Genomic DNA, 13,652 nt, shown 5'->3' on the forward strand with positions numbered 1-13,652 from the left:
CGGGTGATCTGGCTGAAGCTCCTCGACGTGCGCCTGATCCTCGACATCGTGCTGGCCTCCTCGCTGGGGGTGCTGCTGCTGGCGAGGGTGCGGGAGCCGCGCACCCTGTGGCTGCTGCGTGGCTGGCTGTTCCTCGTGGCGCTGGTGTGGGTGGTCCAGCGCATCGCCGTGCTGCCGCTCACCACACGCCTGCTGGAAGCAGTGGTGCTGGGGTGCAGTCTGGCGCTGGCGATCCTCTGGCAGGGGGAGCTGCGGCGCCTGATGGAGCTGCTCGGCACCGGCCGGCTCGATGTGCTGCTCGGCAGCCAGGCGGCTGATGCGGCGGTGTCAGGTTCTGTGGCGGTGCTCACCGAAGCGGCGGGCTGCTTGTCGCAGCATCGCCGTGGTGCACTGATGCTTGTGGATCTCGGCAGTGATCTCCGTCCCGAAGACTTCCTCAATCCCGGCATCGCCATCGATGCGGTGCTCTCGGTGGATCTGATCCTCAATCTGTTTGCGGCCGACACCCCGCTCCACGACGGCGCCCTGCTGGTGCGCGGCAACCGCATCCTTTCGGCGGGGGTGATCCTGCCCTTGTCCCGCCAGGGCCTCACCCGCTATGGCACCCGCCACCTGGCGGCCCTTGGCATCACTGAGCGTTTCGACCGCTGCCTCTGCATCGTGGTGTCCGAGGAAACGGGCACCCTGTCACTGGCGCGCCATGGCCGGCTGGAGCGACCGATCACCAGCAGCCGGCTGCGCGAGCTGCTCAGCCTCGCCCTGGCCCAGCCCACCACCAAGCCCACGCCGAAGTCCGGCCATGGCTCGGTGGTGGCGCTGCCCACGGGTCGTAGCGTGTCGAAGGACACGCCAGAGTCACGCGCATGAGTCGCTCCCCGGCGACCACTCCCCTGATCCAGGCGAATCCGCAGCCCTTGAGGGCCGTGCCGTCCGTGCTGGATCCCAGCCGCCTGCCGGCCCACGTGGCGGTGATCATGGACGGCAACGGCCGCTGGGCCCGCCAGCGCAACCTGCCGCGGGTGATGGGGCACCGCGAGGGCGTTGAAGCCCTGAAGCGCACCCTGCGCCTCTGCAGCGACTGGGGCATCGGTGCGCTCACGGCCTATGCCTTCTCCACCGAGAACTGGAACCGCCCCGGCGAGGAGGTGAGCTTCCTGATGACCCTGTTCGAACGGGTGCTGGCCCGCGAACTGGAGGCCCTCGACCGCGAACAGGTGCGCATCCGCTTCCTTGGCGATCTCGAGCAACTGCCCCACGGTCTGCAGGAGCTGATCGCCTCGGCCACGCGCCGCACGGCCGAGAACACCGGCATTCACTTCAACGTGTGCACCAACTACGGCGGCCGCAGCGAGCTGGTGCAGGCGGCGCGGCGTCTGGCCGATCAGGTGGCCCGCGGCGAGCTTGATCCGGCCAGCATTGACGAGCAGTCCTTCGCCGCCGAACTGCAGACCGCCGATGAGGTGGATCCGGATCTGCTGATCCGCACCAGCGGCGAATACCGGATCAGCAACTTCCTGCTCTGGCAGCTCGCCTACGCCGAGATCCACATCACCGATGTGCTCTGGCCCGACTTCAACGAAGACGCCCTGCTGCGGGCCCTCGGCGATTATCAGAACCGCCAGCGGCGCTTCGGTGGCGTCGCACCGCTCACCGCCTGATCCCTCCCCCTTCCCCTGCCGCCTTGATCGCTTCCCCCACCCTCTCCAGCGGCACCGCCCTTGCGGCCGAAGCCTCCGCAGCCACATCCGCGTCCGAAGCCGCGCCTGACGCCACGCCGGTCTTCGTTCGCCATGACTGGCGCCGGGACGAGATTCAGGCGTTGCTGGAAGCCCCGCTGATGGAGTTGCTCTGGCGCGCCCAGCAGGTGCATCGCAGCGCCAACCCCGGCTACCACGTGCAGCTGGCCTCGCTGCTGAGCGTGAAGACCGGCGGCTGTGAGGAGGACTGCGCCTATTGCCCCCAGTCGATGCACCACAGCGCCGATGTGACCGGCCAGCCGGAGCGCGATGTGGAGCCGGTGCTCGCCCGGGCCCGGGCGGCGAAGGAGGCCGGTGCCGACCGCTTCTGCATGGGCTGGGCCTGGCGGGAGATCCGCGAGGGTGCGCCGTTCGAGGCCATGCTCGCCATGGTGCGCGGGGTGCGGGAGCTGGGCCTGGAGGCCTGTGTCACCGCCGGCATGCTCACCGACACCCAGGCCGCCCGGCTGGCCGAGGCGGGCCTCACCGCCTACAACCACAACCTCGACACCAGCCCGGAGCACTACCACCGGATCATCACCACCCGCACCTACCAGGAGCGGCTGGAAACGCTGGAGCGGGTGCGCCGAGCCGGGATCACCCTCTGCTGCGGCGGCATCATCGGCATGGGGGAAACCAGCAACGACCGGGCCGGCCTGCTGCAGGTGCTCGCCAGCCTTGATCCCCATCCCGAGAGCGTGCCGATCAACGGGCTGGTGGCGGTGGAGGGCACCCCACTGGAAGAGCAGCCGCCGTTGGATCCGCTCGACCTGGTGCGCATGGTGGCCACCGCCCGCATCCTCATGCCCCACAGCCGGGTGCGGCTGAGTGCCGGTCGCACAGCACTGAGCCGCGAGGCGCAGATTCTTTGCCTGCAGGCCGGCGCCGATTCGATCTTTTACGGTGACACCCTGCTCACCACCGGCAACCCTGATGTGGACGCCGATCGTGCCCTGCTGGCGGCGGCCGGTGTGCGCGCCCAGTGGAGCGAGCCGTCGGTTGGGGAATCCGAGCAGGCCGCCGGCCGGGTGGTGGCTCCTGGCTGAGTCTGCGCTGCCGTTCCGGGTGGCGGCCTTCTACCGCTTCACCCCCATCCCCCAGCCCGCTGAACTGCGTCAGCAATTGCTGCAGGCGGGCCAGGCGGCGGAGCTGCGGGGCACGGTGCTGGTGGCGGCTGAAGGGGTGAACGGCACCATCTGCGGCAGCGCCGCCGGAGTTGAAACGCTGCTGGAGCTGCTGCGCAGCCAATCCGGCCTGGCCGATCTGGAGGCCAGAACCTCCTGGTGTGGGTCGCAGGCCTTTCATCGCCTCAAGGTGCGGCTGAAGCGCGAAATCGTCACGATGGGCTGCGCTGCGGTGCAGCTGACGCCCCCGCCGGCAGAGGAAACGGCCACGCCGGTCTCCAGGCCCGGCACCCCCGTGCCGCCCCAGGCATGGCAGGAGCTGATCGCCGATCCCACCACGCTGGTGATCGACACCCGCAACAGCTATGAAGTGGCGCTCGGCAGCTTCACCGGGGCGATCGATCCGGGTCTGGAGAGCTTCCGGGAGTTCCCCCGCTGGGTGGATCAGCAGCTGGCTCCCCTGGTTGAGGCCCGCCGCCCGGAGCGTCTGGCCCTGTTCTGCACCGGCGGCATCCGCTGCGAGAAGGCCACCGCCTACCTGCGACAGCAGGGCTTCGAGGGGGTGCACCACCTGCAGGGGGGCATCCTGCGCTATCTGGAGGAGGTGCCGACCGAGCAGAGCCACTGGCAGGGCGAGTGCTACGTGTTCGACCAGCGGGTGGCGCTGAATCACCGGCTTGAACCCGGTGGCTTCAGCCTCTGCCACGCCTGTGGTCTGCCGCTTTCGCCTGCGGATCGCCAGCTCGACAGCTACGTGCAGGGGGTGAGCTGCCGTCACTGCCGCGATCGCTTCAGCGACGCCGACCGCGCCCGCTTCGCCGAGCGCCAGCGGCAGAGCACGCTGGCCGCCAGCCGCGGGGGCCGGCACATCGGGGCCAGGGCGGGCGGTTCCCCCTGCCCATGAATTGCGGCCTGCCGGTGCTCTACAGCTTCCGCCGCTGCCCCTATGCGATCCGGGCGCGGCTGGCGATCGAGCGGGCCGGCCTGCTGGTGGAGCTGCGTGAAGTGCGGCTGGCGGCCAAGCCGCTGGAGCTGCTTCAGGCCTCACCCAAGGGCACGGTGCCGGTGCTGGTGCTGGCGGATGGCCGGGTGATCGAGCAGAGCCTGGAGATCATGGCCTGGGCGCTGCACCAGCATGATCCCGACGACTGGCTGTTGCGCCGTGGCGGTACCCCCGGCTTCGCTGCGGCTGCTGCGCCTGCGGCGGAGGCGCAACGGGAGATGGCCGCGCTGATCCGCTGCAACGACGAGGTGTTCAAGCACCACCTGGATCGCTACAAGTACGCCAGCCGCCACCCTGAAGCCGATCCGCTGGTCCACCACGAGGCGGCCCTGCAGGTGCTCGGCGACTGGAACCGGCGGCTGGAGCAGGCCGCCGGTGCTGATGGGGTCGCCTGGCTGCTCGGGCCCAGGCCATCGCTGGCCGATCTGGCTCTGCTGCCCTTCGTGCGCCAGTTCCGCCTGGCGGATCCTGCGGGGTTCGATGCCCTGCCGGGCCTGGCGGCGCTGCAGGCCTGGCTGGGCCGCTTCCTCGCCAGCGCCCCCCTGGCGGCGGTGATGGCCCCGCAGGAGCCCTGGAGCGACGACGCTCCTGGCCGACCCTTCCCTGCCGGGCGTCTGGTTCATCACCTGGCCCTGGCTGCCGACTGGCAGGACGCCTGCCGTGCGGGCGTCTACCGCCGCTCCACCCGCGGCCTCAGCCTGGAGCAGGTGGGCTTCATCCATGCGTGCTTCGCCCATCAGCTGGCGGCCACCCGGGCCCGCTTCTACGCCGATGGCCCCGAACTGGTGCTGCTCTCGATCGATCCCGCTCGGCTCACGGTGCCGCTGCGGCTGGAGTCCTCAGCCGGCAGCGCGGAGCTGTTCCCCCACATCCACGGCCCGCTGGCCCTCGACACGGTGGTGGCGGCGGAGCCATTGGATCTTCAGCTGGCGGCCTCACCGCACACGGCAGTGCGGCAAGCGGCATGAGCAGCGCGGCGCCTTCCCTCGAACCACTGCCGTCGCTGGACGACCTGGAGCGCTGGGCGGCGGCCAAGGGCCTGCTGCTGCGCCTGCAGGTGGACCGGCGCCTGGGGGTGTGGACGCTGCGGGTGGGGGTGGCCTGCATCCGGCCGGAGGGCCCGCCTGCGCTGGTCGGTGAGCTCAAGGGCTGGGCGCTGCCCACCGCCGCCGGTCTGCAGCTCGACACCATGCGTGTGGTGCAGGCACCGCCGGCGGTGGGCCCGCTGATCTGGGCGGCCACGTTCGCCTGGGCGCTGGAGGCCACCCCCTGCCGGCGCGCCCGCCTGCTGGCGATCCGCGATGAGGAACGCCAACATCGCCGCCTGGTGCGGTATTTTCGGCGCCTCGGCTTCACGCCCCAGCGGGAGCTGGCCGCCGGCGTGGGCGACCTGCCCCTGCAGCTGGTGTGGGGCGGCTCCGGCCTGTTGATGTCAGGCCGTTGCGAGGAAGGGCTGAGGCGATCCGCCCGCCTGGCTCAGCGGCTGGCGATGTGACGGATGAGGTCTACGCATTTGCAGGAGTAGCCCCATTCGTTGTCGTACCAGGCCACCACTTTCACGAAGGTGTCGGTGAGGGCGATGCCCGCATTGGCATCGAACACCGAGGTGCAGGTTTCGCCCACGAAATCCGCTGACACCACCTCATCCTCGGTGTACCCCAGCACCCCTTGCATCGGCCCTTCCGCCGCCGTCCGCATGGCCTCTTTGATGGCGTCGTAGGTGGTGGGGGTGGCCAGATTCACGGTGAGATCCACCACGGACACATCGGGGGTGGGCACCCGGAAGGCCATGCCGGTGAGCTTGCCGTTCAGGGCTGGAATCACCTTGCCCACCGCCCGGGCCGCTCCGGTGGAGGACGGGATGATGTTCTGCCCGGCACCTCGCCCGCCGCGCCAGTCTTTGACGGAAGGGCCGTCCACGGTTTTCTGGGTGGCCGTGGTGGCATGCACGGTGGTCATCAGGCCGGAGCTGATGCCGAAGCTGTCGTGCAGCACCTTGGCGATCGGTGCCAGGCAGTTCGTGGTGCACGAGGCATTGGAGACGATGTCCTGACCGGCGTAGCTGGTGTGATTGACCCCCATCACGAACATCGGGGTGTCGTCTTTCGAGGGAGCGGAGAGCACCACCTTGCGCGCGCCGGCTTCGATGTGGGCCCTGGCCGTGGCATCGGTGAGAAACAGGCCGGTGGCCTCCAGCACCACCTCGGCCCCCACCGCCCCCCAGGCCAGTGCTTTCGGATCCCGCTCGGCGCTGACCCGTACCGGGTGGCCGTTCACAATCAGGTTGTTGCCGTCGATCTCCACATCCCCCTTGAAGCGACCATGGGTGGAGTCGTAGCGGAGCATGTAGGCGATATAATCGATATCCATCAAATCGTTGATGCCGACAACACAGATGTCTTCGGTTTCAAAGGCACGGCGAAACACAAGCCTGCCAATTCGCCCGAATCCGTTGATGCCGATGGTGATGGTCATGGAAGAAGCCTCTGGCGTGATGCCGCGTGTGACTCCCGCAAGGTTGCTTCCTTGCAGGCGATCTGACGACACTGTGCGGGTGTTGGATGCATCGCCATCCAATCCTTACAGGGCGTTGGGAGGGCTCTGCAACGGCTGACAGGGTTTGTCGTGAATGGTTGGCCAGCGCGTTGCCCTGTGGCAAGCGAGTGTTGGGGACAAGGGCGCACCGATGATTCGCATGTGGTCAGCGAGTTTCTTCCGAATGATTTCCCCTTTGCCGCTGATGCCGCCTGTCCGCTTTTGCTGCAGCGATCACCTGTCCGCCTCCGGTCCGCTGAGCGACTGGTCCGTGAGGCGTGGCGGGTGTACCCAAGAGGCTTGCTGATGGTGTTGGTGGGTGAATCCGGAACAAAGGATGTGAACTGGCACCGCATCTGGCACGGATTGCAGCCGCTCTGCTAACACAAATGGTGGTTGGAGCGGGCTGGTTGCCAGGAATCCACCAGATCTCCTGTGAGACCCCACGGCCAGCGAAGGGCTCACTGCGCCTGGGGAGCAGATGATCAGGCCGCAGATCAAGCAGGTGTAGGCGCAAGTGGCGAGCTCAAGCGTCTCTCATGAAAATCTTGCCATGCTCACATTCTGCTCCAATGATGTTGAGGCTTGAAGTTGTCTTGGTGGCCCATACATGCAGTGCGAACGTGTTCTTTGATGCATGCTTCTTCACCTGCTCGCGAGAAGATCTGGTTTCACAGTTCTGAATCACTGGAGCGAAGGTCGATGGGGCCGCTGGGTCTTTCTGAGATGAAGGTGGCCGTCATCGGCGGCGGTGTGGCTGGTCTGGCCCTGGCCCGCTCCCTCTGCCGCGGCGGCGCCGGCGGCGGTGAGCGGATCAACGTGTTCGAGCGCTCCACCACCATGGACCGCCAGGGCTTCGGCTTCCTTGTGCTGGAGAACGGCCAGCGCGCCCTGCAGTCGCTCGGCATTGATGTGTTGGCCAGTGGTATCGGCCATGCGCTTGAGCGGGTCTCGATCCTTTCCTCCTGCGGGCGCTCGATTGCCCAGCACCCCGTCACCCACACCATCGCGGTCGACCGCCCCTCGCTGCTGCGGGCACTGGCTGACGGACTGCCCCGCGGGGTGATTCAGTTCAATCACCGCTTTGAAGCCTTCGAGCACGACCGCGACCGCATGCTCTCGGCCTCCTTCGCCTGCGGCGGTCAGGCCACGCTGGTGCGCCACAGCGCTGATGTGTTCGTGGGCGCTGATGGGGTCAACTCCCGTTGCCGTGCCCACCTCACCGCCGATCGCCCCTCGGTGCCGCCGCGCCGCGCCCGGGTCAACGAGATCGTCGCCTGTGTCCATCTGCCGGCGGTGGCGGCCACCCTGGGCCACCGCTTCGTCAAGGTGCTCGATCCCAGCGGCGGGTTTGCGGTGGGGCTGGTGCCCCTGGCCAAAGGGCGGGTGATCTGGTTCGTGCAGTTCGACAGCCACCGTTTCGCGCCCCCGGCGCCTGGCGCCATCTCCTCCTTCCTCGACACCCACCTGCGCAGCTTTCCGCAGTTCGTGCGTGAAACGATCGAGGCCACCCATCCCTCCCTGCCCCATCTCTGGCAGCCGCTCGACATCGATCCCCCGCCCCGTCTGGCACGGGGCAACCTGGTGCTGGCGGGCGACGCGGCCCATCCGTTGCTGCCCTTCACAAGCCAGGGCGCGAATACGGCGCTGGAGGATGCGGTCTGCCTCTCCGAGCAGCTGCTGGCCTGCCGGCTGCCTATGGATCTCAACCGGGCCCTGAGCACCTACCACCACCAGCGCCATCCGTCGCTGAAGCGCTACCTGCACGCCGGGCGCACGATGGCGGCTCAGTTCGTGCGTCCCCCGGCCGAGGTGGAGAGTACGTCATTGCCACTGGCGAAATGAATGGGGCTGAAGGCGTCCGTTTCGACGATGACGCCGTTCCTTTCGAACTGCTGCGTGAGCGGGCCTACAACATGCGCTGGGCGGAGCAGGCCGAAGGGGTGATTCCCCTCACCGCCGCCGATCCCGACTTTCCCGCAGCACCGGTGATCAGGGAGGCCGTGATCCGCTACGCCAGCGGCGGAGTGTTCAGCTATGGCCCGGCGGGGGGGCTGCCCTCCTTCCGCGCCGCCGTGGCCACCTACCTGCGCCAGGAGCGTGGGGCCGATGTGAGCGCGGCTGGGGTGATCGCCGTGGACAGCGCCGCCGCGGGCCTGGCCATGGTGGCCCTCCAGTGGCTCCGCCCGGGGGATGAGGCGGTGGTGTGGGATCCGGCGGATTTCCTCTTTGCCCACACCGTGCGCGCCGCGGGGGCCACGCCGCTGTTCTGGAGCCTCGACCGCCATGCCCCACTTGATCTTGAGGCGCTCGACAGGCTGATCAGCCCGCGCACGCGCCTGTTCTGCCTCTGCAACCCCCACAACCCGCTGGGCCGCTGCTTCCGGCGCGATGAGCTCGAGGCACTCGGCCGTTTCTGCCTGGAGCGCGGCATTCGCGTGCTCAGCGATGAGATCTGGAGCGAGGTGGTGTACCCGCCGGCGGTGTTCACCAGCTGGCTGGCGCTTGAGCCGGCCCTGGCGGCCCAGGGTGCCGTGGTGCATGGCTTCTCGAAATCCTTTGCCCTGGCAGGCCTGCGGGTGGGCTATGTGGCCATGGCCGATGCCGAGGCCTGTGCCCGCATGCTGGCGGCCAGTGAGCAGCCCGCCACGGTGGCAGGGGTGGCCACTCTCAGCCAGGTGGCGGCGGAGGCGGCCTATTCCCCGGAGGGGCTGCGCTGGTTGCAGGCCTTCCAGCAGCATCTGCTGGAGCGCCGCAATCAGGCCATCACGCTGCTGCGGGCCATGCCCGGCGTTGAAGTGGAAACGCCCGATGCCACCTACGTGGCGCTCGTGCGGGTGCCGGGCGGGGAGAGGGGTGTGGAGCCCCTGACAGAGTGGCTGCTGCAGCGGCATCGGCTGGCCGTGGTGCCCGGCAGCCCCCGCTGGTTCGGAGCAGGGGCAGCGGGCCACATACGCCTCTGCTTCGCCACCTCTGCGGGAGTGCTGGCCGAAGGTCTCGATCGGCTGGCACGGGGCCTGCGGGAATGGCCACGCCTGGGTGTGTCAGTCGTTGAGGATCCTGCGATTAGTCTGTTGCAATGCGCACCGGGCCGGCGGGACGGCAATGGATAAGCTCAGATTCTTATCAATGAAGCTGGAATGAAGCTGGAGTGATTCAAGGCTGCCTGCACCGCTTTCCCCTCATTAGCAGCCACCTTCTCAGAGGGTCCGCAGCTTCACCGAGCTACTCCTCCAACAACTTCCATGGTGATGCCGTGTCCTCTTCTCGCCTCCAGCTCCGCTCACCCGCTGGCTTGGTTGATGCCGTAGGGGCCTGGCGTTCGAGTCCGAGCTGCTTGTGCCCATGGGCCCCTCCCTATGCAGTGATCCCATGAGGAGCGAGAGCGAGCACACCTCCACGGGTATCCCCTGGTCGTTGAGGGCCCATGCTGCCATCCTTGCTGCTTTTTCCATTGAGGACCCATCCACCACTAATGAAGTGGTTGACCAGCTGGCGCTGGCGCTCAAAGCCGATGTAGCGGCCCTAATCACCAACCAATCCTTCCGTTGCTCGGTGGGTCTGAGCGCGGAAGATCAGGCCCTGCTGTTGCGGGTTGCGGCGGATCGTCCCACGGAAGTGCGCTTGGCTACGGGGCTGCGGCAGGTTCACTGGTGCCTGCTTTCAGGCCTGGATGTGTTGCTGATTGCTCGCTATCAGACCCCCTTCGACCTTCAGGAGCGCTGGCTGCTCGAGGCCATGGCCCAGAGCCTGCAGTTGTGTGCACAGGTCAGCAAGTCGATGCTGGCGGAGCGATCCGCCACCCGTGCAGCCATGGATCAATCGAGCTACGACCTGCTGACGGGGCTCCCGAACCGCAGCCGCGTGCTCAGCCAGCTGGCGCTCAGCCTGGAATCGAACCTGCGCAGCGGTGGCAGTAAGGGATCATTGGCGGTTCTTTTTATCGACATTGACCGATTTAAGTTGATCAACGATGCCCATGGCCACACCACTGGAGATCGTTTTCTGATCACGGTGGCCAAGTGCCTGCGGCAATGTGTGCGTTCCGGTGATCTTGTGGGGCGTCTTTCCGGCGATGAGTTCATCATCGTCAGCTCAAGTTCTTCGCAAGAATCGGTTCAGGCTCTTGGGGCACGTATCATCGATCTGATTGGCCGGCCGATGACGATCGGCAGCAAGTTGCTCAGTCATTCGGCCTCGATTGGTGTGGCGATCGCCAATGGCAGGGACACCGCTGAAGTGCTGATTGAAAATGCCGATATGGCAATGTACAAAGCGAAGGCCAGCGGGCGGGGCTGCCTGGCTTACTTCGACCAGCAGATGAGAAACACTGCCCTCAAGGCAGCCACTTTGGAACAGGATCTCCGAAGAGCGCTTGCAGCCGGCGAAATCACCTCCTATTACCAGCCGATCTTTGATGTTCACGACCATCGGATTCTCGGCTTCGAATCCTTGGCCCGTTGGCAGCACCCGATGCACGGCCTGATCTCTCCCAGCGAATTCATTCCAGTGGCCGAAGAAAGTGGGCTGATCGTGCAGATCGATTCAATCGTGCTTCAGCAGGCCTGCAAGCATATGGCTCGTTGGCATGCGGTCTGTCCAGATCAGAAATTAGGCCTTTCGGTGAATCTGTCTGTCCGTAGTCTGCTGGATCCTGGCACGCCAAAGCAGATCGCCATGGCGCTGTTCGAATCGAACTTTCCAGCGGACCGCCTCTACATCGAAATCACCGAAACGATGCTGATCGAAGATGTTGATGCAACCCTTCGAGCCTTCCGGCAGATCAAGGCCTTAGGGGCCAACCTGGCCATCGACGACTTTGGCTCAGGATACACCTCCATGCGATATCTCAAGCGTCTGCCGGTTGAGGTTCTGAAGATTGATAAATCCTTCATCGAAGGATTGGGCAGCAACCAAGAGGACGAAGTAATCGTTAAAGCGGTGATCAGCATGGCCAAGGCGCTGGGCCTTCATGCGATCGCGGAGGGGGTGGAGCGGCAGGAGCAGTTGGACGTGCTCCGGAAACTTGGCTGTGATTATATTCAGGGATATCTAGTCGGACGCCCTCTGAATGCTCCCAACACCCTTGCGCTGATTCAGTCGCGCTCTGAAATGCTTGCCGACTGCATCTGATGTTTGAACCCTTCCCCCTGTTCGATGATCACCAGGAGTTGTCGGCCGCTCCCATGATTGGCTCCGGCTCCTCAAGGCGCCATCAGCTGCAGCTCAAGGCCATCCGAGCGTTGAAGGCCATCTGGGTGGAGGCCGATCAAACCTTTCCACCTCCTTATCGCAATCCAGCTGATCTTCTCCAGCACGGCGTCAGGCATCTGGTGGCCGCCGGCTTCCCGCTGCACCGCATTGCTCTGGCGCTGGTTCCGATCGAAACCGGCCAGGGTGGCATTCAGTATTGGTGGGATGTGGAGAACCCGGAGGTGGTGCGTTCCTTCTTCCGGGGCAGTGAGTTCTTTGCCGGCATGGATCACCGCACCAGCGTGCTGCATGCGGTGTGTGAGAAGAAAGCCCCCGAACGTCTGCTGCTGGAAAACCTCAAGCCCGATGATATCCCCTATGCACTGGCCAGAGATATGCGCCGTGAGCGTTACACCGACTACATCGCCGTGCCCCTTGGCAGTGATGGCAGCCATGAGCTGATTCTCACGATGGCCACCCAGCGGCCCGGAGGGTTTCTGTTGTGGGAGCTGGCGGCGCTCAAACGCCTGGTGGGCACCATGGTTCCCACCGTCCTGGCCTGCGTGGGCCATGAAGGCCGCCAGTGGGGATGGCGGGATCCGCTCACGGCACTCTCCAACCGTGGCAGCTTCGAGCAGCAGCTCAGTCAACAGATTGCCTTGTCGCGCGTTACCGGTGATCCGTTCTCCCTGGTGATCCTGGATCTCGATGATTTCGGCGCCTACAACGACACCTTCGGCCATTTCTGTGCCGACGACAGCCTGCAGGCGATCGCCAGGCTGCTCACCCGGCGACTGGGCGCCGACAACCCCTTGCTGGCACGAGTCGGTGCGGATGCCTTTGCCATCCTCTTGCCTTCGGTCACCGGTGCGGAAACCGAGCGCCTTGCCGCTGAGTTGGTGGTGGAGATCCAGGGCCTGAGGATCGCCCATCCCCCCGCTCTCGATCCGTTCATGAGCGCCAGCGTTGGAATCGAAACCCATTGGCCGCTGCTCGAACCAGAAGATGCCCAGGCCAGCGAACTGCTTGCCCGTGCTGAGATCGCCCTCAACCGCGCCCGTCAGACCAAACGCTCCTGCCAGCTGATGCCGCAATGACCCGCCGGCTCAGCCGGCAGCTTGGTAGCTGCTGCGCACCAGCGGCCCGCTGCGCACCTGAGCGAAGCCCAGGGTGGTGGCGATCGCCCCCAGCTGCTCGAATTCCGCCGGAGTCCAGTAGCGCGCCACCGGCAGGTGGGCCAGGGAAGGGCGCAGGTACTGCCCCAGCGTCAGGCGTTGGCAGCCCACGGCCCTGAGGTCGCGCAGGGTGGCCACCACCTCCTCACTGGATTCGCCCAGCCCCAGCATCAACCCTGATTTGGTTGGGATCTGTGGCGCCAGCTCCCGCGCCGCCGCCAGCAGGTTCAAGGAGCGGGCATAGGTGGCGCCCCGCCGCACTTCCCCCTGCAGCCGCTCCACCGTCTCGAGGTTGTGGTTGAAGCACACGGGCCCGGCGGCCAGCACCTGCTGCAGGCGGTGCCGCTGGGCGGCCCGGCCGTTGGCCTCCTGCCGGTGCCCACCCCAGAAATCGGGCGTGAGCACTTCGATCGCGATCAGTGGGTTGTGCCGCCGGATCGCGGCCATGGTGGCGGTGAACAGGGAAGCGCCGTGATCGGCCTGATCGTCGCGGGCCACGGCGGTGAGCACCACGTAGCGCAGGCCCATGCGCTCCACCGCCTGCGCCACCCGCTCGGCCTCGGCCGGATCGATCGGCAGAGGGGCCTGGCCTTTCTCCACCTGGCAGAAGGCGCAGGAGCGGGTGCAGATCGGGCCCCCCAGCAGAAAGGTGGCTGTTCCTGCCGCATAACACTCGCCCCGGTTGGGGCAGCGCCCCTCTTCGCAGATCGTGTGCAGCCGCTCCTGCTTCACCACCGCCTGCACCCGCTCCAGCTCGGAGGCGTTGCCCAGCGGGCGCCGCAGCCAGGGTGGAAGCCGCTCGGCCGGAGGGATGACGCTGTAACGGCTGCGGGAACCCATGACCGTCAGGCTATCGAGCGCGTTGCGCCCATCCGCCGCCTGCCGT

12 protein-coding genes are annotated in these 13,652 nt (G+C 66.5%); 10 read left to right on the top strand and 2 right to left on the bottom strand.

The window, feature by feature from the left end; genetic code table 11:
- Positions 1-3 precede the first annotated feature (3 nt).
- Genes cdaA through ACWJI3_RS00110 form a run of 6 tightly spaced genes read left to right on the top strand, consistent with a single transcriptional unit; the run spans position 4 to position 5,358 of the window.
- Positions 4-867: a diadenylate cyclase CdaA gene (gene cdaA, locus ACWJI3_RS00085; RefSeq protein WP_094511038.1), complete on the top strand. Its 864-nt coding sequence runs from the start codon at positions 4-6 to the stop codon at positions 865-867.
- Entirely contained in the window at positions 864-1,658 is a 795-nt protein-coding gene (locus ACWJI3_RS00090) for an isoprenyl transferase (RefSeq protein WP_094511037.1), read from the top strand. Before cdaA ends, ACWJI3_RS00090 begins: the two co-directional genes overlap by 4 nt.
- 23 nt (positions 1,659-1,681) lie before the next feature.
- Positions 1,682-2,782 (top strand): biotin synthase BioB, encoded by a 1,101-nt coding sequence (gene bioB / locus ACWJI3_RS00095; protein WP_480202419.1) that lies wholly within the window; start codon positions 1,682-1,684, stop codon positions 2,780-2,782.
- A 19-nt stretch (positions 2,783-2,801) separates the two neighbouring features.
- Complete coding sequence (trhO, locus tag ACWJI3_RS00100; protein ID WP_480202420.1) at positions 2,802-3,764, top strand: oxygen-dependent tRNA uridine(34) hydroxylase TrhO; 963 nt, start codon at positions 2,802-2,804, stop codon at positions 3,762-3,764.
- Positions 3,761-4,831: a DUF952 domain-containing protein gene (locus ACWJI3_RS00105; RefSeq protein WP_480202421.1), complete on the top strand. Its 1,071-nt coding sequence runs from the start codon at positions 3,761-3,763 to the stop codon at positions 4,829-4,831. Before trhO ends, ACWJI3_RS00105 begins: the two co-directional genes overlap by 4 nt.
- Entirely contained in the window at positions 4,828-5,358 is a 531-nt protein-coding gene (locus ACWJI3_RS00110) for a hypothetical protein (protein ID WP_480202422.1), read from the top strand. Before ACWJI3_RS00105 ends, ACWJI3_RS00110 begins: the two co-directional genes overlap by 4 nt.
- On the opposite strand, the gene gap is transcribed toward ACWJI3_RS00110, so the two are convergent.
- Complete coding sequence (gene gap, locus ACWJI3_RS00115; RefSeq protein ID WP_094511033.1) at positions 5,340-6,338, bottom strand: type I glyceraldehyde-3-phosphate dehydrogenase; 999 nt, start codon at positions 6,336-6,338, stop codon at positions 5,340-5,342. The two genes, ACWJI3_RS00110 and gap, sit on opposite strands and share 19 nt — an antisense overlap.
- 786 nt (positions 6,339-7,124) lie before the next feature.
- Here gap and ACWJI3_RS00120 point away from each other — a divergent pair.
- From ACWJI3_RS00120 to ACWJI3_RS00135, 4 genes are all read left to right on the top strand, one after another.
- Positions 7,125-8,243 carry an FAD-dependent oxidoreductase gene (locus ACWJI3_RS00120; RefSeq protein ID WP_158217438.1) on the top strand — a complete coding sequence of 373 codons (1,119 nt, stop codon included), beginning with the start codon at positions 7,125-7,127 and terminating at the stop codon, positions 8,241-8,243.
- The gene (locus ACWJI3_RS00125; RefSeq protein ID WP_094511031.1) at positions 8,240-9,511 is read left to right on the top strand and encodes a pyridoxal phosphate-dependent aminotransferase; all 1,272 of its coding nucleotides are present in this window, start codon (positions 8,240-8,242) and stop codon (positions 9,509-9,511) included. Before ACWJI3_RS00120 ends, ACWJI3_RS00125 begins: the two co-directional genes overlap by 4 nt.
- 259 nt (positions 9,512-9,770) lie before the next feature.
- On the top strand, positions 9,771-11,531 hold the full coding sequence (locus ACWJI3_RS00130) for a putative bifunctional diguanylate cyclase/phosphodiesterase (RefSeq protein ID WP_255099688.1): 1,761 nt from the start codon (positions 9,771-9,773) through the stop codon (positions 11,529-11,531).
- A complete protein-coding gene (locus ACWJI3_RS00135; protein ID WP_480202423.1) occupies positions 11,531-12,688 on the top strand; it encodes a GGDEF domain-containing protein in 1,158 nt (385 codons plus the stop codon). The genes ACWJI3_RS00130 and ACWJI3_RS00135 overlap by 1 nt, the downstream gene beginning before the upstream one ends.
- Positions 12,689-12,697: 9 nt before the next feature.
- On the opposite strand, the gene lipA is transcribed toward ACWJI3_RS00135, so the two are convergent.
- Positions 12,698-13,606: a lipoyl synthase gene (lipA, locus tag ACWJI3_RS00140; protein WP_480202424.1), complete on the bottom strand. Its 909-nt coding sequence runs from the start codon at positions 13,604-13,606 to the stop codon at positions 12,698-12,700.
- Between the last annotated feature and the right edge of the window lie 46 nt (positions 13,607-13,652).

This window comes from Marcopretia estuarina LEGE 06307 (genome assembly GCF_056633115.1).